The organism is Desulfofundulus sp. TPOSR (assembly GCF_011393055.1).
In the GTDB taxonomy this organism is placed as follows: Bacteria; Bacillota; Desulfotomaculia; order Desulfotomaculales; family Desulfovirgulaceae; genus Desulfofundulus; species Desulfofundulus kuznetsovii.
Genome location: NZ_JAAOEF010000002.1, coordinates 306476 through 326062, shown reverse-complemented (window position 1 = coordinate 326062; position 19587 = coordinate 306476). Strand labels below are relative to the sequence as shown.

The 19587-nt window shown below is 52.8% G+C and carries 20 protein-coding genes, 1 pseudogene and 2 riboswitches; of the genes and pseudogenes, 13 read left to right on the top strand and 8 right to left on the bottom strand.

All coding sequences use genetic code 11. The features are described from left to right. Positions 1–224: 224 nt before the first annotated feature. A complete protein-coding gene (gene yqfC, locus G7K71_RS10125; protein ID WP_207712836.1) occupies positions 225–494 on the bottom strand; it encodes a sporulation protein YqfC in 270 nt (89 codons plus the stop codon). A 239-nt stretch (positions 495–733) separates the two neighbouring features. Between yqfC and selD the strand changes: the two genes are divergently transcribed. Both selD and yedF read left to right on the top strand, forming a co-directional pair. After that, on the top strand, positions 734–1774 hold the full coding sequence (gene selD, locus G7K71_RS10120; RefSeq protein WP_166345918.1) for a selenide, water dikinase SelD: 1041 nt from the start codon (positions 734–736) through the stop codon (positions 1772–1774). An 18-nt stretch (positions 1775–1792) separates the two neighbouring features. Next, positions 1793–2410 (top strand): sulfurtransferase-like selenium metabolism protein YedF, encoded by a 618-nt coding sequence (yedF, locus tag G7K71_RS10115; RefSeq protein ID WP_207712835.1) that lies wholly within the window; start codon positions 1793–1795, stop codon positions 2408–2410. A 155-nt stretch (positions 2411–2565) separates the two neighbouring features. On the opposite strand, the gene G7K71_RS10110 is transcribed toward yedF, so the two are convergent. Then, positions 2566–3633: a YncE family protein gene (locus G7K71_RS10110; RefSeq protein ID WP_166345916.1), complete on the bottom strand. Its 1068-nt coding sequence runs from the start codon at positions 3631–3633 to the stop codon at positions 2566–2568. A gap of 409 nt (positions 3634–4042) precedes the next feature. Between G7K71_RS10110 and G7K71_RS10105 the strand changes: the two genes are divergently transcribed. The 10 genes from G7K71_RS10105 (at position 4043) to G7K71_RS10060 (ending at position 15426) form a co-directional block, all read left to right on the top strand. Continuing rightward, the gene (locus tag G7K71_RS10105) at positions 4043–4306 is read left to right on the top strand and encodes a metal-sensitive transcriptional regulator (RefSeq protein ID WP_114362040.1); all 264 of its coding nucleotides are present in this window, start codon (positions 4043–4045) and stop codon (positions 4304–4306) included. Positions 4307–4615: 309 nt separating this feature from the next. Continuing rightward, positions 4616–7186, top strand: coding sequence for a heavy metal translocating P-type ATPase (locus G7K71_RS10100; RefSeq protein WP_166345914.1), 2571 nt, complete (start codon positions 4616–4618; stop codon positions 7184–7186). A gap of 52 nt (positions 7187–7238) precedes the next feature. Continuing rightward, the gene (locus G7K71_RS10095; protein ID WP_166345912.1) at positions 7239–7442 is read left to right on the top strand and encodes a hypothetical protein; all 204 of its coding nucleotides are present in this window, start codon (positions 7239–7241) and stop codon (positions 7440–7442) included. A gap of 16 nt (positions 7443–7458) precedes the next feature. After that, on the top strand, positions 7459–8208 hold the full coding sequence (locus tag G7K71_RS10090; protein ID WP_166346229.1) for a heparan-alpha-glucosaminide N-acetyltransferase: 750 nt from the start codon (positions 7459–7461) through the stop codon (positions 8206–8208). Between the two features lie 81 nt (positions 8209–8289). Beyond that, positions 8290–8353, top strand: a riboswitch (Fluoride riboswitch). 67 nt (positions 8354–8420) lie between these two features. Next, complete coding sequence (locus G7K71_RS10085; RefSeq protein ID WP_166345910.1) at positions 8421–9593, top strand: cation:proton antiporter; 1173 nt, start codon at positions 8421–8423, stop codon at positions 9591–9593. A 135-nt stretch (positions 9594–9728) separates the two neighbouring features. Then, positions 9729–10160, top strand: coding sequence for a universal stress protein (locus G7K71_RS10080; RefSeq protein WP_166345908.1), 432 nt, complete (start codon positions 9729–9731; stop codon positions 10158–10160). Between the two features lie 9 nt (positions 10161–10169). After that, positions 10170–10231: riboswitch (Fluoride riboswitch) on the top strand. Between the two features lie 82 nt (positions 10232–10313). Then, on the top strand, positions 10314–12086 hold the full coding sequence (locus G7K71_RS10075; RefSeq protein ID WP_166345906.1) for a dynamin family protein: 1773 nt from the start codon (positions 10314–10316) through the stop codon (positions 12084–12086). A gap of 136 nt (positions 12087–12222) precedes the next feature. Further along, entirely contained in the window at positions 12223–12651 is a 429-nt protein-coding gene (locus G7K71_RS10070; protein ID WP_166345904.1) for a HEAT repeat domain-containing protein, read from the top strand. 296 nt (positions 12652–12947) lie between these two features. Further along, complete coding sequence (locus tag G7K71_RS10065) at positions 12948–14132, top strand: MFS transporter (RefSeq protein WP_243174818.1); 1185 nt, start codon at positions 12948–12950, stop codon at positions 14130–14132. A gap of 166 nt (positions 14133–14298) precedes the next feature. Then, positions 14299–15426, top strand: a complete 1128-nt coding sequence (locus tag G7K71_RS10060; protein WP_166345902.1) for an ATP-binding protein — start codon at positions 14299–14301, stop codon at positions 15424–15426. Positions 15427–15489: 63 nt separating this feature from the next. Here the strand turns inward: G7K71_RS10060 and G7K71_RS20245 are convergent. Beyond that, positions 15490–15576, bottom strand: a pseudogene (locus G7K71_RS20245) ((2Fe-2S)-binding protein); the annotation flags it as partial. Positions 15577–15592: 16 nt separating this feature from the next. On the opposite strand from G7K71_RS20245, the gene G7K71_RS10055 reads away from it, so the two are divergent. Continuing rightward, on the top strand, positions 15593–15943 hold the full coding sequence (locus tag G7K71_RS10055; protein WP_243174815.1) for a hypothetical protein: 351 nt from the start codon (positions 15593–15595) through the stop codon (positions 15941–15943). A 155-nt stretch (positions 15944–16098) separates the two neighbouring features. On the opposite strand, the gene G7K71_RS10050 is transcribed toward G7K71_RS10055, so the two are convergent. From G7K71_RS10050 to G7K71_RS10030, 5 genes are all read right to left on the bottom strand, one after another. Continuing rightward, a complete protein-coding gene (locus G7K71_RS10050; RefSeq protein WP_166345900.1) occupies positions 16099–16821 on the bottom strand; it encodes a hypothetical protein in 723 nt (240 codons plus the stop codon). A 3-nt stretch (positions 16822–16824) separates the two neighbouring features. Continuing rightward, on the bottom strand, positions 16825–17841 hold the full coding sequence (floA, locus tag G7K71_RS10045) for a flotillin-like protein FloA (RefSeq protein WP_166345898.1): 1017 nt from the start codon (positions 17839–17841) through the stop codon (positions 16825–16827). A 448-nt stretch (positions 17842–18289) separates the two neighbouring features. Next, positions 18290–18790, bottom strand: a complete 501-nt coding sequence (locus G7K71_RS10040) for an NfeD family protein (protein ID WP_166345896.1) — start codon at positions 18788–18790, stop codon at positions 18290–18292. A 150-nt stretch (positions 18791–18940) separates the two neighbouring features. Then, positions 18941–19117, bottom strand: coding sequence for a 30S ribosomal protein S21 (gene rpsU, locus G7K71_RS10035; RefSeq protein ID WP_013823688.1), 177 nt, complete (start codon positions 19115–19117; stop codon positions 18941–18943). A gap of 115 nt (positions 19118–19232) precedes the next feature. Next, a complete protein-coding gene (locus G7K71_RS10030; protein WP_166346220.1) occupies positions 19233–19577 on the bottom strand; it encodes a histidine triad nucleotide-binding protein in 345 nt (114 codons plus the stop codon). Between the last annotated feature and the right edge of the window lie 10 nt (positions 19578–19587).

The window sequence follows — 19587 nt, the reverse complement described above, 5'->3', positions numbered from 1 at the left end:
CGCTAGTCCGGTCCGAAGCGAGTATGGCAGCGGCATCGGTTTTATTTCAGTTAATGCAAAATTTTTCAAATGCCGCTGCGGCGAGAATTATTAGCTTTTGCGCCTGAAACCATTTTGTCAGCGCGGAGCACTGGAGTGAGCGTGGACAACGCGGCACCATAGCGGGGTCACTGAACATTTACATTTTCCTGGGCCATGGGCACAATTTTTACGCTGGCCTGTTCCTATTTAAACGTAATAGTCTTAATCATCCCTTCCACGCAAATCTCGTCGGGGAGAATGTTGCGCAGGATCAATTTCTCACCGGTAATTTCCAGCTCTCCCTCCTCAATACCAACGCGCACAATTTCGGGGGTATATTCTAAAATGCCACGGTGGTTCTCAATGAAGGCCTGCAGATTTCCCATGAGCACAACGCGGGGAAGGTTCAGCATTACATCGTTGGGGATCTCCAAAAATTCCGATAACCGCTTTTTCCATTCCCGCCAGGCCATCTTCCAATCCCTCCCTGCCAAAATATATGCGCCCGCCACGGGCAAGATTACTTAAGGGCTGAAAAGCCCCGGCGGGCAGCCCGCAGGTTATAAAGATCTTCTCTGTACCGCAACCTGCCCATAAAATCTTCTTATCGGACAAATAAAGGAACCTATCTATTAAAGAACGAAAAAATGATATGCTATCTTGTAAGAAAGGCCGGGGACAAGGAAACTGCAAAAGTTAGGGGTGAGTAAATATGGCTGAAAAGATTCGTTTGACCACCCTGGCCAAAGCTGCCGGGTGAGCGGCAAAGGTGGGACCGGCCACCCTGTCGCAGGTACTGCGGCAGCTGCCACGCCTTGAAGACCCCCACTTGCTGGTAGGGCTGGAAAAGGCCGACGATGCAGCGGTATACCAGCTCACAGAAGATATGGCCATCATTGAAACGGTGGATTTTTTTACCCCGGTGGTGGATGATCCCTACCTTTTTGGCCAGGTGGCCGCAGCCAACGCCTTGAGCGACATTTATGCCATGGGCGGGCGGCCCCTTCTAGCTCTGAATATTGCCTGTTTCCCCACCTGCCTGCCGCCGGAGATCCTGGCCGGGATTCTCAAAGGGGGGGCGGATAAGGTAAGGGAAGCCGGAGCCATCATCGCCGGGGGACACACGGTCCAGGATGAGGAACCCAAGTACGGGCTGGCCGTCACCGGTTTGGTACATCCCCAGAGGGTATTGACCAATGCCGGCGCCTTGCCTCAAGATGTCCTGATCCTGACCAAACCCCTGGGTACGGGTATCATTGCCACGGCGGTCAAAGCGGAGCTGGCTCCTCCGGAAGCCCGGGAAGCTGCCCTGGCCAGCATGGTTGCCTTAAACAGGGAGGCAGCCTCGGCCATGCTTTCCGTGGGGGTACATGCCTGTACCGATATCACGGGGTTCGGGTTGCTGGGACATGCCGCGGAAATGGCCGAAGCCAGCGGGATAAGCATGGTTTTTGAGTATGACCGGCTGCCCCTTTTGCCCAAAACAGTCGAACTGGCCTCCATGGGCCTGATTCCCGGCGGGGCCTATCACAACCGGGATCACCTGGGTGAAGCGGTTGCATTTGCCAAAAGCCTCACCCCCGCCCAGCAGGCCATCCTGTTTGATCCCCAGACCTCCGGGGGCTTGCTCATTGCCACCCCGCCGGAGCGGGCGGACCGCCTCCTGCAAGAGCTTCACGCCAGCGGGGTAACAGCGGCCCGGGCCATCGGCCGGGTGGTGGAAAGGCAGAGCTGGCTAATCCGGGTGGAATAATAATCAGAGGTGAATGTTATGGTGAAAAAAGAAGTAGACTGCCGGGGGCTGGCCTGCCCCCAGCCTGTGCTCAACACCAGGAAGGCGCTGGAGGAAATCACCGCCGGTCAAGTAATCGTCACCGTAGACAACCCGGTGGCCCGGGAAAACGTAGCCATGTTTGCCAGAAATGCTGGCTATGCCGTACAGGTTGCCGAAGAAGAAGGTAACTTTGTGATCACCATAACCAAGGGGGAAGCGCCGGGAAAAGCCCCGGACAAGCCCATGGAACCCGTAGCACAAAGTACCGGGGAAGCCCGCCCCCTGATCTATTTCTTCACTTCCAACCTGCTGGGGCAGGGTGCTCCCGAACTGGGGATGACGCTGTTGAAAAGTTTATGCGCCACCCTGGCCGAAACCGACCCGCCCCCGGATAAGCTCATCTTTTTAAATACGGGGGTATTCCTGACCTGCACCAACTCCCCGGTCCTGCAACATTTAAAAAAGATGGCCGAAAAGGGCACGGACATCATCTCCTGCGGTACCTGCCTGGAGTACTACAGGATAAAAGACAGCCTCCAGGTGGGCCGGATAAGCAACATGTACGAGATTAACGAGGCCCTGCGCGGCCCCGGAAAGGTGATCACCGTACCGTAAGCAGCCGCCATATGGTATATATTTCAAAACTCCTGGGTGCTATTGAGGGGCAGAACCAGCACAAAGTGGCGCCCAGCGGATGAAACGCCTGGGCGCCAGGTGGACAATTTCGGGGAAACCAGATGGCCCGAATTGTGGCGGTAATATAGAAATTTTTATTTGGCCTTTACTATAAATATGGGTCTCTCTCCCAATTTAATTTCATGAACTATTTTGCTGTCCCTTAAAACTAATAACCTTTCATTCACATGATCACATACGAGTATTTCGTTATTATTAAATGCTATATCCCCCGGGTGATATGCATTATGAATAACCTTGATAACTTTGTTTTGATCGGGATCAATCAACGAAATTGATTGCCCCGACATATTATTAATATTATAGTGTGTCACGTATAAATATGTTTTGCCGCTAATTTCATTTTTATATAATCTCCATGGGTAATTATCACTAAGTTTAATTTTTTTAATCATCGTAGAATCATTTTTCTTCCACTCCACTGCATATATAAAAGGATCTCCTGACAAGCCATTTATAAGATATATCGCATCGCCAATAACTTCGATAGATGATGCTTTAAAATTTAGTGGTATTGATCTGATGAGAGAATAATTATCCAGATCGATGACATCTATTTTATCCTTATATTTATCCTTATCGGGCATCCATGAACTTATAATCATTTTATTATCTTTTGCAAACGAAATATCTTCTATTTCACCATTGTAAGGCAAATATCTTTCAACAGTATCATTTTCCGTATTGAAAACAGTTATAAAGTTTTTACTCATAAAAAAAATATGGCCAATATATACCTTGCCATCATACTCATTATATTTAACAATTCTAGGCAGCGGGTTTTTTAATTCTATGTACTTGATTATTTTACCATTTTGAAGCACTGCTACTGCTTTGCCAGCTTTGGAAAGATTCCCCCTAATTGCTACATATATTTTACCATCCCTTACCGGAGCCATATTCCAACCGCCATTAACCCTTACTTTATTTAAAATTTTATAATCTTTGTCGGAAATATAAAATACATATCCGGGTGTCATGCAATAAATGCCTTTTTCTTCGCCCATTATAACTTTATCATTGTTTGATAAATCCTTATGAATATGAATGTAAAATGGATCCCTATGAATGGAATAAATGTAATAAAAATATGCAGAAATTACCAGGATTATAAAGACAACAGGTAAAATTTTTCTGGTCATGACAACTTCACCTTTAAATAGATTGGTCAAGGTTATTTCCCTGTCAAAGTCCAAGGTTTATGAAAACAACATTTTTTCTGGTTATTGTCTAGAACTAAAAACTTCGCCCCCTTCTCCATACTATGGAAATAGTACATAAAATAAACAATCTGTCAATAAATATAATTTGCAAATCCTTGTCGAATTTAAGCTATAAGATTTTTAGCTTATGGAAGACTTACTACTAAGCTACACAGCAAAGGTTGCCACAGGGTTAATAAAAGTAAAAATTTTTTGTGTAGTGTAGATACCTGTGCCGGATCTGGACAAGCACTAAAAAACCCTTCTTGACACCAGCGCTCGCCTCCTGATATATTTTTTATAGGATACCCCAGTAGGGTAGGATAGTGAGTGATCTGGCTTGTCCTATGTGGAAAGAAACAAGGAAGACCTCTTAAGCCGCCTCAAAAAAATTGAGGGGCAGATTCGCGGCATTCAAAAGATGATTGAGGAAGACCGCTACTGTGTGGATATCCTCCTGCAGATCAGTGCCACCCGGGCGGCACTGCAAAAGGTGGCCCTCTCCCTTCTGCGGAGTCACACCCGGGGTTGCGTGGCCCGGGCCATCCGCCAGAACCGGGGTGACGAGGTCATCGATGAGCTCATGCAGGTACTGGATCAGTTCACCAGATAACCGGCGTCCAGCGCCGGGCAGGAAAGGAGGGTCAACCCGCGTGCTGAGAAAACGTTACATGCTGCGCCCCGTAGCTCATTGTAAAGGCGGTTGCTGAATACAGTCCCGGACAAGACGGTAAACTGCCCGCGTAAAAGCCCGCAGAGACAAAAAACCTGCGGGTTTCTTATTTAAAATGAGTACTCGGGAAATCCTAAAAAAAATATTGACTTCTTCCAAAAGACAGGGTTAAGATTAAATAAATACCCTACAGGGGTACAGTAGAAGAAAACGGGCGAGGCTGCCGGTACCGGTTAAGGAGGAAAAATTATGAAACAAATCAGCATTCCCGTGGAAGGCATGAGCTGCGCGGCCTGTGTTGCCCGGGTGGAACGGGCCTTAAAAAACACACCCGGGGTAACTGGCGCCGTGGTCAACCTGGTCACCGGAAAGGCCGGTGTAGAATACGACCCGGAAAAGGTATCCGTGGAACAACTGGTCAAGACCATCCGGGAACTGGGCTACCAGGTGCCCACCGGGGAAATACACCTGACTGTAAGGGGCATGAGCTGCGCGGCCTGCGTGGCCCGGGTGGAACGGGCAGTTTCCGGGCTGCCCGGGGTATTAAATGTAGCCGTTAGCCTTCCCGCGGAATCCGCCCGGGTAACCTTTTATCCGGGAACGGTAACACCGACCCAAATTAAAGATGCAATCGCCAGTCTGGGCTACGAGGTGGCCGAGAAAGCCACGGGACAGGAAGCCCTGGACCGGGAGAAGCAGGCCCGCCGGCAGGAAATACGCCGCCAGGCCCGGAACATGTGGATTGCCTGGCCCCTATCCCTCCTGGTAATGCTGGGCATGTTCCGGGACGTATGGATTCTCCCCCGTTTTGTACCCGAGTTTATGGGCAATACCCTCTTCTTGTGGGCACTGACCACCCCGGTGGTCTTCATCGCCGGCTGGCAGTTCTTCGTGCACAGCTTCAACGGCCTAAAGAAGGGCGCCACCGATATGAACCTTCTCTATGCCACGGGAATAGGAGCTGCTTATATCATCGCCACCATTAACACTTTCTGGCCCGGGGCCGGCTTTGGGGGCAAAGGGGCCACCTTTTTTGAATCGGCCGCCCTGTTAACCGCCTTTATCGTCCTGGGCCGCTACCTGGAAGCCCTCACCCGGGGGCGTGTATCCGAAGCCATTCGGAAGCTGCTGAACCTGCAGCCCAAAACCGCCCGGGTGATCCGGGAAGGCCGGGAGATGGAAATTGCCGCCCTTGATGTGGTGCCCGGCGATGTGGTTGTGGTGCGTCCAGGGGAAAGCATCCCGGTGGACGGAAGGGTAATTGAAGGGCATTCGGCGGTGGACGAGTCCATGATCACCGGGGAAAGTATCCCGGTGGAGAAAAAGCCGGGTGACGAAGTAATTGGAGCCACCATCAACAAAACCGGGACCTTTAAATTTGAGGCCACCAGGGTGGGGCGGGATACGGCCCTGGCCCAGATCATCCGCCTGGTGGAAGATGCCCAGGCCACCAAGGCACCGGTGCAAAGGCTGGCCGACTTCGTAGCCGGGCACTTCATTGCCGGAGTCCATGTGCTGGCGCTGGTCGTTTTCCTTTTCTGGTTTTTCTACGGTTACCATACCTTTTTCCGGCCGGACAGCCACTTTATCCTGTCACCATACAACCTGGCTCAAGTGGGGGTTTTCGGCTTTGCCCTGCTTCTGAGCGTAACCACCCTGGTCATCTCCTGCCCCTGCGCCCTGGGACTGGCCACCCCCAGCGCCATGATGGCCGGGACGGGAAAGGGGGCGGAAAACGGCATTCTCTTCAAAGGAGCCGATGCCGTGGAAGCCACCGCCGCCTTGCAGGCGGTGCTGTTTGATAAAACGGGCACCATTACCCGGGGCGAACCTTCCCTCACCGACGTCGTCCCTGCTCCGGGTTTTCCCGAAGAGGAGCTGCTGCGCCTGGCCGCCGCGGCGGAAAAAAATTCCGAGCACCCCCTGGGTGAAGCCATTGTCCGGGGAGCGGAAAAGGCCGGCGTAGCCGTAGAAGAAGCGGAGGAATTCGAAGCCATCCCCGGCCATGGCATCAAGGCCCGCTACCAGGGCCGCACGATATTGCTGGGCAACCGCCGGCTGATGGAAAGGGAAGGAGTGTCCATTGAAACCCTGCTGCCTTCTGTGAAATCCCTGGAGCAGGATGGTAAAACCGCCATGTTCCTGGCGGTGGACGGACAGGCGGCCGGGGTAATTGCAGTGGCCGATACGATAAAAGAGCATGTGCCCCAGGCCATTGCCCGGTTGAAAAAAATGGGCATGCAGGTGATCATGATCACGGGGGACAACCGCCGCACCGCCGAAGCTATCGCTCGCCAGGCTGGTATTGAAAAAGTGCTGGCGGAAGTGCTGCCTCAGGACAAAGCGGAAGAGGTGCGCAAGCTGCAGGCCCGCGGCCTGCGGGTAGCCATGGTGGGAGACGGCATCAACGACGCCCCGGCCCTGGCGGCTGCCGACGTGGGCATGGCCATTGGTACCGGTACGGACATCGCCAAGGAGACGGGCGAGGTAATCCTGATCAAGGCAGATCTGCGGGACGTGGTTTCGGCCATTGAAATAGCCCGGGCGACAATGCGCAAAGTGCGGCAAAATCTGGTCTGGGCCTTTATCTACAACAGCCTGGGCATTCCCATAGCCGCCGGCCTTCTCTATCCATCTACCGGGTTGATTGTAAGCCCGGAGCTGGCCGCCTTCTTCATGGCCATGAGCTCGGTTTCGGTAACCCTGAACACCCTGCTCTTAAAACGTTTTGTCCCCTCCATGAAGAGGGGACAATGGGAGGGAGGCAGGACAACCATTACCCAGCCCGGCATTGCGGTAACAGCAAAAACGGGGGTTTAATACCCGGTGAATCAACACTGGCCACCAGGAATCGGAAAGGAGTCGAAGATACATGAATAATCCCGCCCGCACGAGCGTCTTGATCTACACGGGCATTTCCCTGGCCGCCGCCCTTCTCTTTCTTCTGGCCACATATGCCACGGGGATTTCCTACCCGCCCCTGGCCCGCATCGGGGGCGCCGTGTGGGTCTTGATCTTGAGCATGATCATCACCATGCCCATTGTCATTTCGTACATGAACAAAAGGCACATCTGAACGGAGGAATCCGGCCATAAAGCCCACCGTCAGCGCGAGTACAGTAAAAAAGCACATAAAAGCCGCATCAATCAACCGCGTATGGGAAATTGACCTTTTCCGGGGAGTGGCCCTCCTGTTGATGGTGACCTTTCACTTACTTTACGACCTGGCAGAGTTTTACCATCTTCCCCTGGATTACCAGAAGGGGCTGATTTACTATACAGGAAAAGGAGCGGCCACTCTCTTCATCCTCATTGCGGGTATGAGCTCTTTCTTCAGCACCAGTAACCTGCGGCGGGGTTTAAAAGTTCTCCTGTGGGGGTTCATCATTTATATCGTTACCGGGGTAGTGCTCCCCGGAAGCAACATCATCTTCGGCATCCTGCAATTCCTGGGGACAAGTATGATCCTGGCCCCCCTTTTCATGGGGCTACCTTCACCGGCTCTAACGGTCCTGGGCGCCCTCATCCTGCTGACCGGACGCTATACCGGCACCCTTACCTGGCCCCACAACTGGCTGGCCTGGTTGGGGTTGATCAGGGAGGACTTCTTTTCCGTGGACTATTACCCCCTCTTCCCCTGGTTTGGGGTGTTCCTGTGGGGCATGGCCCTGGGAAAAATGTTTTACCCCTCTAAACGAAGCCTTTTTCCCCATTCTCCCCTGCCCTTCCACCCGCTGGGCCGGTCATTGCTATTCCTGGGCCGGCATTCGCTGACCATCTACCTGGTACACCAGCCGGTGATTTTATTACTCCTGTACTTGTTTTTCCTGGCTGTAAAATAGTAGAGTGATCCTGTGTCCGTATCAAGTAGTTTCTTATTGACACCTTCTGGCTGAACATGCTAATATACTTTCGTCAGGTATATCACACCAGGCGATGGAGCTCGCCTTTAAGCGCCTCTTTCGGGCTAATAGCTCCTACCAGAATCCCGCGGGGTTTCCGGTAGGAGCTTTTTTAATGCAACTTTAACTTTTCGAGAAAAGGAGGTATTTCTTTGAACACGTGGCTTGTGGCGGCTACCTGGATTGGACTTGCCCTGGCCGCCGGGTTGATTTCCGTACGTACCGGTATATCGGTGGCCATGGTGGAGATCATGGTGGGGGTAATCGGCGGCAATTACCTGGGACTGGAAGTAAATACCTGGGTTAACTTCCTGGCGGGATTGGGCGCCATCGTCCTCACCTTTCTGGCCGGGGCCGAAGTGGATCCGGCGGTGCTGAAAAGCAAGTTCAAGGAGAGTGTTTCCTTAGGTTTTGTATCTTTTCTTTTTCCCTTCCTGGGGGCTTTTGCTTATGCCTACTATGTGGCCGGGTGGGATCTGCAGGCAGCGCAGATTGCCGGCATCGCCCTTTCCACCACTTCCGTGGCCATAGTGTACGCAGTCATGGTGGAAACGCGCCTGAATGAAACGGAACTGGGGCAAATCATCCTGGCCGCCTGTTTTATTACCGACCTGGGCACGGTGCTGGCCCTGGGCATACTCTTTGCCAACTATGACTACTGGATGCTCATTTTTATCGCGGCCACCGCGGTTGTCCTGTTCTTAATGCCCAAAATCACACCCGCTTTTCAGGAAAGGTTCGGCCGCCAGGTAAGCCAGATTGAGGTAAAATACGTGCTTTTTGCCCTGCTGTTGCTGGGCGGGCTGGCCAACAAGGCCAACAGCGAAGCGGTTTTGCCGGCCTACCTGCTGGGTCTGGCCCTGGCGGGTTTCTTTCAAAGGGAAAAAGAACTTTTGCAGCGCATCCGGGCCGCCGCCTTTGCCTTCCTCACCCCTTTTTATTTCCTGAAAGCAGGCCTTTACGTCTCCCTGCCCGCCGTCGCCGGTTCCCTTGGGCTGATCCTGATCCTGCTGGCGGTGAAAATGGCCGCCAAGTTTGCCGGGGTATGGCCTTTAACCTGGCTGTTCAGGTATAACCCCCGTGAGGGCATGTACACCACATTGCTCATGTCCACCGGCCTAACCTTTGGCACCATCTCGGCACTTTTCGGGTTGAGCCACAATTTCATCAACCAGCAACAATATACCGTCCTGGTCACGGTGGTGATAGCCAGCGGGGTAATCCCCACCATTATCGCCCAGGCCTTTTTCCGTCCCCGGGTAGAGCCGTCCGGGGCCGGGGAAACGGTTTCCCTTTCCGAAAGTCGCCCAGTTCCGGAGAAGTGAGGCCCGTTATAAGAATTCCCCCGGGACACGTTATCTGGAAGTCGCTGCCGAAAAAGAGGAGTTAATAGCTGTGAAAAGATTAAGATTCTGAAAGCAATCGCCCGAAGGACGGGAGATCAACGAAAGGGTGAGATTATGTACCGCAAGATCATGGTGGCCTACGATGGTTCTCCTTACTCCAACAAGGCCCTGTCTGCAGGAATCGAGCTGACCCGTTGTTGCGGTTGCGAGCTGCACGCGGTTGCCGTGGTAAACCTGCCCGATTATGCGGGCACCGTAGCAGAAGTAGACGACATGGTAACCAGGGCGCGGGAATTTTACGAAAAGAAGCTGGGAGATGCGGTTTCCAGAGCAGCCGGCAAAAACGTAAAGCTGACCACGCATCTAATCTTTGGCCACGTGGGGGAAACCATCGTGCGCTTTGCCCGGGAGAATAATTTTGATTTGATAGTCGTGGGGACCCACGGCTGGAGCGCCATTCAAAAGCTGGTCATGGGCAGCGTCTCTTCCTACGTAATCCGTCACGCAACGTGTGATGTACTGGTGGCAAAAGGCAGGGAAGATTAATCCAAGAAACTGCTCCATGGCGATGGGGCTCGCCTGGAACGCCCGGAAAGGCTGATGGCTCCTACCAAAATCCAGTAAGGTGATGGTAGGAGTTTTTATTCATTTTCCGGCATACTGCTCCCTTAAACACGGAAGCAAAGAGGTGATTGGTTGATGCTGGAATATTTTCGTGAGCAAAAAACACTGCTCATCAACGCGGTCGAACAACTGGTCACTCTGGCTGAGGCCGGGGGAAACCGCTTTGCGGTGGACCTGCTCACCGAAAGCTTGGCCCGGGTTGCCTCAGAGACATTCACCCTGGTGGTGATGGGTGAGTTTAAGCGGGGCAAGTCGACCCTGATCAATGCCCTTGTGGGAACGCGCATCCTGCCTACCGCCATCGTACCTCTTACAGCGATCCCCACCTTTATACGCCATGGCCCGGAACCGCAGGCAACGGTCGTGTTCCTGGACGGACGAAGCGTAAAAGTACCCGTTGGAGCTATCGTGCAGTACGTAACGGAAAAAGAAAACCCCCGTAACATTAAAAAAGTGCGCGAAGTGGAGGTTATCTATCCCGCCCCTTTCCTGGCTGAAGGAATTATCCTGGTGGATACTCCCGGGGTGGGTTCGGCCTACACCCATAATACCGAAGCAGCTTACGGCTACCTGCCCCGGGCCGACGCGGCACTCTTTGTTATTTCGGTAGATGCACCGCTGGGCAAGGGAGAACTGGATTACTTGCGCGACATCCGGCACCACGTACACAAGCTCATATTTGTGCTAAACAAAATTGACATTGTCAGTCCGCATGACCTGGCGGAAGCTTTGGACTTCACCCGCAGGATGCTGCAGGAACAACTTCAGACTCAGGATATATTACTGGTCCCGCTTTCAGCCCGCCTGGCCCTGGAAGGAAAGGAGCAGAATGATGCAGAACGGCTGAAAACAAGCCGGATGACGGAACTGGAGAACCTGATAAACGATCTGATCAGGCGCCAGAAGGGAGCGCTCATTATTTCAGCCACTGCCTCGCGGGCGCTGCGCATCCTGAACGAACTGGAGCTGGGCCTGGAGCTCTGGCGGCGCGGTATGGAAGATTCCCTGGAAGAACTGGAAAGAAAGATTGCCGCCTTTGAAGCGGAACTGGCCCATCTGGAGCAGGAACGGGAAGACAGCATCTACTTGCTTTACCGGGAGGTGGATAAGCTGGCCGCCAGGGTAGCGGAAGATATGGAAGCTTTTGAACACCGCGTGTTTCCTCAACTGGCCGGACAACTGGAGGATTTTATTGAGGATAATTACCCCAGGCATTCGGTGAAAGAAACTGCCGGCCTGGCCCAGGATTACATCAAGAAGATCATCCTGGGTGTGCTTGAAGAACAAAGGGAACGCGAAAAAGAAATAATGCAGCAGGAATTCGCCCGGGTGGCAGGACGGTTTTTCCGGCGCATCGAAGATATAGTAGACCGTTTGATGGCTGCCTCGGCAGAAATTTTCCAGGTAGAAGTACACAAAACGGCTTATAAAGACTATATTCTGGGCGATCGCTATTTCTACTTCCACTTTTACGAACACCCCACCTTTATTCCCGCTTTTGAAGAATTGACCGTGGCTTCCCTTTTACCGAAGGCGCTACTTAAGAAACACATCCTCACCAAAAGCCGTGCCAGTTTGGCGGAGCTTTTGAACCGCAACTGCGGTAGGGTGCGGGCCGACCTGGTGGAGAGTTTAAAGGAAAAAGTACGCCAGGTGGCAGGTGAGCTGAGGTTGCGCTCGGACACTGTTGCCTTCAGCCTTAAAAACGCTTTGCAAAAAGCCCTTGAGGAAAAGAAAGCCAGTGTCGCCGAACAAGAAAAATCCCGTGCCAAATGCGAAGAGAAAAAACAAAAGCTCTCTATTTTAAGGCAAAATCTAGAAGGCCTTTTTAAACTGGAAAATGATTGAAGAAGGCCCAGTTAGGAACGCGGGAGATCACCGGCCCGTTTCCGGTCTGGTTGCCAGTGCAACGGCTTGTGGGCCTGGCTTCAGGTGCAGGATTCGTCAACAAACTGCTTTTGCCGGTAGAGTGGAGGTGTTTGCCATGAAACCGACGGGGAGATATATGGAAAAATTGATCGCCTCCCTCAGACATGAAGATCCCACCATCCGGCGAAGGGCGGCCTGGCTGCTGGGAAAATTGAAAGAAAAATCGGCTGTCTTGCCGCTCCTCCATTGCCTTATGGAAAACGGCAACGATCCTTACATTTTGGCCGATGCGGCTCTTGCCCTGGGAGAAATCGGTGATAGGCAGGCGACGGCGCATCTAATATTTTTATTACAACACAATTCGTTTCTGCCGGCCCGTCTGGCAGCCGTCGAAGCACTGGGCAGGCTGGGCGGCAACCGGGCCAGGGAAGCCCTCACCGAAGCTCTGAAGGACCAAAATCAGGTGGTGCGTATAGCCGCCGCAGAGGCGCTGCACGCCTTGGATTTTAAAAATTCAGTAAGAAGCAAGGAAAGTCGCTCGTGACTCGCCGAAAGGAGTCAATTCTATTTCTTTACGTCCATGATGCGATCATACACTTCCCTTTGTTGCCTTTAGAACAAAACCATGAAACATGAGCCTTTGAATTAGAGGGCAGAACGCCTGCCTGGTTGTACGGGATTTTGGATAAGCCGGCTATTAGCGGTAACCTGGTATCGATGAGCTTCACTTTTCCACCTGAATGTATAAAGTGGTTGATTTAATTTTTCCCCGCCTGGATACCATTCAACTTACAGATAGTTGTTTCTACTGGAGGAGCAAACAGGAAAGGAGGACCTCTGATGGAACCTCATGGAGAAAAGAAAATGAATCACACCACCCGGAGAGCATTTAAATTTATCATCCTGCTGGGAATCGTCAGCCTCTTTTCAGACATGACCTATGAAGGTGCCCGCAGCATTACCGGTCCTTTTTTGGCAATGCTGGGGGCCACCGGAACAATCGTTGGCTTCGTTGCCGGACTGGGAGAACTGCTGGGTTACGGCGTGCGGCTGCTTTCCGGTTATATAAGCGATCGTACGGGGAAATACTGGCCGATTACAATACTGGGGTATTTTCTCAACCTCCTGGCGGTTCCTTTTCTGGCCCTGGCAGGCAACTGGCCAATGGCAGCAGGTTTAATGATTACGGAAAGAGTGGGGAAGGCCATCCGCACTCCTGCCCGTGATGCCATGCTTTCTTACGCCACTTCAGAAGTTGGGAGAGGACGGGGATTTGGCCTCCACGAAGCTCTGGATCAAATTGGCGCCATTACCGGTCCTTTAATTGTGGCCCTGGTGTTATACTTTCTAAAAGGCAATTATAAAGCAGGATTTGCCGTTTTACTGGTGCCGGCTTCTGTAGCGCTAATAATCCTCATCGCTGCCAGGATTTTATATCCGGTCCCGCGAGAGCTGGAGGCAGCTCCAATCATGGCGGAAGGCAAAGGTTTGCCGTCAAAATTCTGGCTTTACCTGGCAGCCGTCGCCCTCATAGCGGCCGGCTATGTTGATTATCCTTTAATTGCCTTCCACCTGGGTAAAACTTCTCTGATTTCGCCCGAATGGTTTCCAGTACTTTATGCCATAGCAATGGCAGCCGATGCCCTGGCGGCTTTAATTTTTGGGTACTTGTTTGACCGTACCGGAATCAATATTCTGGTCATAGCTGTACTGGTTTCATCCTCATTTGCACCCTTAGTGTTTTTGGGGGACTTTATAACAGTTGTAATAGGGATGGTAATCTGGGGTATTGGTATGGGGGCACAGGAATCGGTTTTAAGGGCAGCCATTGCCGGTATGATCCCTCCTGATAAGCGCGGGACTGCCTACGGGGTGTTCAACACCGGCTACGGCCTGTTCTGGTTCCTGGGCAGCGCCCTGATGGGGATTTTGTATGACCTGTCGGTAGGGTATGTGGTGGCATTTTCGGTAATAGTTCAGTTGCTGGCAGTGCCAATGATGCTTTGGGTGGCGAAACGCAACTGATATTACCCTGATTTGAGGGTTACAGTTAATTTACGTATCGACATTCACGCTTCTTCGAAGTTTTTGCCGGGTTGACGGCCCGGCAGGCCGGTAATGTTGACATATTACCTTACATGTAATATAATATTACACAGAAAGTAATATCTGTAATAGAGGTGTGCAACTTTTGCCCGGCAAATTATTTCCCGTCGGTGGTCCTGTTTCAGAAAAAGACATCGTGGACAGAGAAGAATTTATCACTTCCCTTCAAATCAGGCTGGGTGACGGACAGAGTGTGATGCTGGCCGGCCCCCGCAGAATAGGAAAAACTTCCATTGCTTACGAAGTTTTGAGACGATTGAAAGAGCAGGGTTTTTACACAGCTTCTGTAGACTTTTTCCGCCTTTCAAACAAACGAGAATTCGCTGTTTCTCTGATCAACGCCTGCCTGGAAAACAGAACGGGGGTTCGCAAAACGCTGGACGTCCTGAAAGATCGTGCCGAAGCTATCGCCGGTATGGCGAAGTTGACGATTAAGCTTGAAGACCTGGAATTCGGTTTTGGTTTCCTCCACGGCGAGCCAGATGAAAACGCACTGCTGGATTACGCGCTGGATTTGCCGGAAATTCTTGCAACCCGCGATGGAAGAAATATGGTGGTCCTGTTTGACGAGTTCCAGGACGCTTCCCGCGTGGTCAGCCAGGAAGAAATCTATAAAAAAATGCGGTCACATTTCCAAAATCATAAGAACGTATCTTATCTTTTTCTTGGTTCCAAAGAAGGTATAATGAAAACCCTGTTCAGCAACCGGAAAGAAGCCTTCTACCGCTTCGCCGTGATCCTTCCTATCCCTCCTATTCCCGAAGATTCGTGGGTGACATATATTACCCGAAAATTTGCCGAACAAAATATTGAAGTGGATAGTGAAATTACCAGGGGAATTTTGCAAAAAACCGGCGGCCACCCCCAGGACACTATGCTCGTTTGTTCGGAAATTTACTACGCTCTCCTTGAAGCAGGAAAAAATACCGTAACTCCAAAGTTTGTTCAGCTGGGATATGACCGGGCTTTATTGATCCTGGCCCAAATTTACGACGAAATACTGGATGAGCTCAGCCAAAAATCTCATGTCCGCGAGGTGTTGAAGCGTATTGCCGCGGGAAACAGGGTGTATAGCCGGAAAGCCAATCCCAACGAAATCAAAAGAGCCCTGGATTACCTGATGGCCAAAGCAATCATCGAAAAAGACGGGCGCGGATCATATAAATTTGTTGAACCGATGTTTCAGGAATACATCCTGGGCGAACACCGGTAGAAAACCAGACCCCGGTTTACATCAACGGCCGGCGGGGGTTCTGGTCAGGCATTCTTTACCCGTATTAACAGGCAAACCGGGAGTTCCGCAACGGGGGCAGGGTTTTCCCGGGCGGGCGGATAAACCGGCCCCACAGATGTGGTTTTGCATAAATGCACCTCCTCAATTGCAGCTTGATTTTGCCATGATGTTCATATATAATCTGCACATGAAAACTCAAGTGGTGGTGATGTTTTTCATGAAAAAGGTGCCTCTTCAGGTACATATCGATAAAACCTTGCATGAACAACTACGATTTGTAGCGAAAAAGCAAAAAGTACCTCAATCGGAGTTGGTTAGAAAATACATCTACCAGGGGTTGGAAAAAGACCTCGGTCAAAAGGATCCCGCCATGGACATCGTAGGACTGGGTAACGGTAAAATCCCGGACCTTGCAGAAAAACATGACCACTACCTAGTTATAAGTGAGAAGGGGCTTTGCGGTTTCTTTTGCACTAATGCAACACACCGGTGTTAAGGAAGCATTCGCGTTTGATAAACATTTTACGATTGCCGGATTTTTAACTTTACCTCAATAAAGGTGGATCATAAACCCGGCGTTTCAAATACGTTCCTGGCCGGATGACCCGTTTTTATCTGGAGGCCGTCTCCAGCAAAAGTACGTTCCCCCTCCTACCAAAACCCTCTTCTTCTCCGCGCCTGCCGGCCGCCACGGAAATTCAGCACTTCAGACAGGATCACCGCCGCAGCCAGGTTGCGGGACGACAGCAAAGGGCAGGGTTCCCTGGCTTCCATAAAAACCTGGTCCGCACCTTCAACTCCGGGAACGTCCCGTACGGGACGTTCCCGGAGGGCTTCACGCTTCGTTTCAGCCATCCGTTCCCGTTCCGGTTTATCTTCTAAAGCGGGGGCAGGGCGGCGCTCCTGTTGCTCCCGCCGGGACACACCGTCAGGTGCTTTGCGCACCCTTTCCCCGCCGGGCACCTGATCTTGCAGATCCCTTTCCCGTCTGTGCCAGGGGCCGGGAAGCGGTCCTTCCTCCTGCCGGTTCCACGGGCCGGGAAGGGGAACATCCTCCGGAGCACTTTCCCGGCGGTCCCACGGACCCGGCAGGGGCAAATCAGTCTCTTCCGGCCTGCGACCCCAGGGCCCGGGCAGGGGTAGATCCGCCTCTTCCTGTCGACGGCTCCAGGGTCCCGGTAAAGGCAAATCTTCCTCCCCCCGGTTATTCCCTGGTTCCCTCAAGGAACCATCCTGCGGTTCTTCCCGCGAATCCGGCCGCGGAAAGGGAGGAATGGGACCCCCGGGATAACGCCGGTCCGACCTGCCGCGATCCCTGGCAAAGACTGTCCAGAAAATGAACAGGAGAAAGGCCCAGAAAATGAGCGCTTCCATGGGTTAGCGTTCCTTTCCTTTCATGGAGGACTCGCCGGGCTCACCCGGCTCGCCGCCCATTCTGGCCAGACCCTCGCGCATACGGGTATCGGCCAGCAGGTTTTGCATGTTGTAGTAATCCATGACACCCAGTTTCCCCTGGCGTAAAGCTTCGGCCATAGCCCGGGGCACTTCCGCTTCCGCTTCCACCACCCGGGCGCGCATTTCCTCCACCATGGCCCGCATCTCCTGCTCTTTGGCCACGGCCATGGCCCGCCGCTCCTCTGCCTTGGCCTGGGCAATGCGCTTGTCGGCTTCCGCCTGGTCGATTTGCAACTGGGCGCCGATGTTCCGCCCCACATCCACGTCGGCAATATCAATCGAAAGGATTTCGAAAGCCGTCCCGGCATCCAGGCCCTTCCCCAACACGGTCCGGGAAATGGAGTCCGGGTTTTCCAGCACGTGCTTGTGGCTTTCGGCACTGCCGACCGTAGTTACGACGCCTTCACCCACCCGGGCCAGGATGGTTTCCTCGCCGGCACCACCCACCAGGCGGTCGATATTGGCCCGCACCGTGACCCGGGCGATAACCTTGACCTCAATGCCGTCCTTGGCCACAGCAGACACCATGGGGGTTTGAATCACCTTGGGGTTGACGCTCATCTGCACCGCTTCCAGGACATTGCGCCCGGCCAGATCGATGGCCGCGGCCCGCTCAAAGGTGAGGGGAATGTCGGCCCGCTCGGCGGCAATGAGGGCATCCACCACCCGGTCCACATTACCCCCGGCGAGGTAATGAGCTTCCAGCTGGTTAACGGTTACATTGAGGCCGGCCTTGTCGGCCTTAATCAACGGGCCGACAATTTTTGCCGGCGGAACCCGCCGCAGGCGCATGCCCACCAGGGTGAAAATGCCGATTTTCACTCCTGCGGCCAGGGCGGAAATCCACAGGCCAACTGGGATGAAACTAAAAATCACAGCCACGCCAATTAAAACGAGGAGGAAGAAGATAATTGTGGAAAGTCCAAGCAGGGTAAACATCGAGCACCTCCTATAGTGAATTAATTAAAAGCGCAGTATGGTAACTGGCTCCGGCCACTTCTGTCCTTGCAGTGAAGAAACACTACCTGCCATCCCGGCTTATATTTAGCTGTAAATGTTCAGTCAACCCGCTTAAGGCACGGCGTTGTCCCGCTCACTCATGTGCTTCGCGTAAGATACGCACCACGGTTCGCTTCGGGCCGGCTCTGGCTCTCTGCGGATTACCATCGATACTGTTTTTATGCTGTCTCACTTTTTCTACCGATGTGGTTCTTCCACATTTCTTTCGCCTGGTTTCGTTGGCGTCCTCGAGAGCCGAGCCGGCAACCTCGCTTCACCGGGTGCTGTTACCGGCGCTCCGCAAAATCGTTCGCTCTGGACAACGCCGTGCCTTTGCAGTTAACAGAGCGGTTCTACTGAACATTTACATTTAGCTTGTGCAATATCGCTAAATGTAGTCTGCCCGGCGTACCACCACCCGGCTCCCTTCCACCCGCACCACCTGCACTTTCGCCCCGGCGGGGATGTATTCCCCGCTGGTAACCACATCCAGCCGCCGGCCGGCAATTTCCACCGTCCCCGCGGGCCGCAGGGGGGTTAACGCCACCCCCGTAAGGTCCACCAGGTGTACCAGGTCAACCTGTCCGGCCACATAACCCTCATCTTTTTCCAGCCTGGTACCCAGGGTTAAACGCTGCCAGAGATTAAGCCGGGACATAAATTTAAGCCCCAGGAAAAATACCACTATCGTGAGGGCCAGGGCCACCACCAGCGCAGCCGTGGCCTGGGTAAAATCCACCGCCAGCAACAATACCCCCCAGGCCAGGAGAATGATCCCGGCCATCCCCGCCACGCCAAAGCCCGGAACGACGAAAATTTCAAGCACCAGGGCAATAAAGCCCAGCAAAAAAGCCAGTACCGAGAGCCAGGTTAAAAGTTGACCAGACATAATCTCTGGATCACCCCCTATTCGCTAAAGCCCCCGGGGAGATCCGCAACGCCGGGACGGCCGCCGTAGAAGGTGTAAAAATGCCCGGCGTGCTTTGATCCAGCACCGGGCTTCTCCTGCTGACGCCACACGTGCGGTTCGGCCAGGCAATTAACGGTACTTACGCCTTCTGGCCGCTTCGGATTTTTTCTTGCGCCGCACACTGGGTTTTTCGTAATGTTCATGCCGTCTTGCTTCGGCTAAGACGCCGGCCTTCTGACAGGAACGCTTGAAGCGACGGAGGGCGCTATCCAGGGTCTCATTCTTACCAACACGTACTTCTGGCACTGCTCTTTTCCCTCCCTCCGCCAGGCTGTAAGGCTGTTCATATGAGTGCAAAGACCCCCAACTCGAAATTGCAAAATACCCTGTTATTATAGCCTGCTTTCCATAGTTGCGTCAACTAGCCCGGTGGCCACTGCAGCGCTCTACCCCCCAGCAAATGATAATGAATATGGAAAATCAGCTGGCCGGCATCTTCCTTGCAGTTGCTGACCAACCGAAATCCCTTTTCCTCCAGGTTCAACTGCCGGGCGACCCGGGCTGCCGCCAGCTGAACACGGCCGATTATGGAAACGTCTTCATCCGTCAGGTCGAAGAAGGTGGGGATATGTTTTTTCGGAATGAGCAAGAGGTGGACGGGAGCCGCCGGGTGGATGTCTTTAAAGGCCATTACGTGTTCATCCTCATAAACGATCTCGGCGGGAATCTCCTTTTTCACGATCTTGCAGAAAATGCAATCCTGCATCATGCCACCT

Bases quoted from the DNA above. Each gene is read 5' to 3' on its own strand.
- yqfC (WP_207712836.1), bottom strand. From the start codon at position 494: ATGGCCTGGCGGGAATGGAAAAAGCGGTTATCGGAATTTTTGGAGATC.
- yedF (WP_207712835.1), top strand. From the start codon at position 1,793: ATGGTGAAAAAAGAAGTAGACTGCCGGGGGCTGGCCTGCCCCCAGCCT.
- G7K71_RS10110 (WP_166345916.1), bottom strand. From the start codon at position 3,633: ATGACCAGAAAAATTTTACCTGTTGTCTTTATAATCCTGGTAATTTCT.
- G7K71_RS10100 (WP_166345914.1), top strand. From the start codon at position 4,616: ATGAAACAAATCAGCATTCCCGTGGAAGGCATGAGCTGCGCGGCCTGT.
- G7K71_RS10095 (WP_166345912.1), top strand. From the start codon at position 7,239: ATGAATAATCCCGCCCGCACGAGCGTCTTGATCTACACGGGCATTTCC.
- G7K71_RS10080 (WP_166345908.1), top strand. From the start codon at position 9,729: ATGTACCGCAAGATCATGGTGGCCTACGATGGTTCTCCTTACTCCAAC.
- G7K71_RS10075 (WP_166345906.1), top strand. From the start codon at position 10,314: ATGCTGGAATATTTTCGTGAGCAAAAAACACTGCTCATCAACGCGGTC.
- G7K71_RS10070 (WP_166345904.1), top strand. From the start codon at position 12,223: ATGAAACCGACGGGGAGATATATGGAAAAATTGATCGCCTCCCTCAGA.
- G7K71_RS10065 (WP_243174818.1), top strand. From the start codon at position 12,948: ATGGAACCTCATGGAGAAAAGAAAATGAATCACACCACCCGGAGAGCA.
- G7K71_RS10050 (WP_166345900.1), bottom strand. From the start codon at position 16,821: ATGGAAGCGCTCATTTTCTGGGCCTTTCTCCTGTTCATTTTCTGGACA.
- floA (WP_166345898.1), bottom strand. From the start codon at position 17,841: ATGTTTACCCTGCTTGGACTTTCCACAATTATCTTCTTCCTCCTCGTT.
- G7K71_RS10040 (WP_166345896.1), bottom strand. From the start codon at position 18,790: ATGTCTGGTCAACTTTTAACCTGGCTCTCGGTACTGGCTTTTTTGCTG.
- G7K71_RS10030 (WP_166346220.1), bottom strand. From the start codon at position 19,577: ATGCAGGATTGCATTTTCTGCAAGATCGTGAAAAAGGAGATTCCCGCC.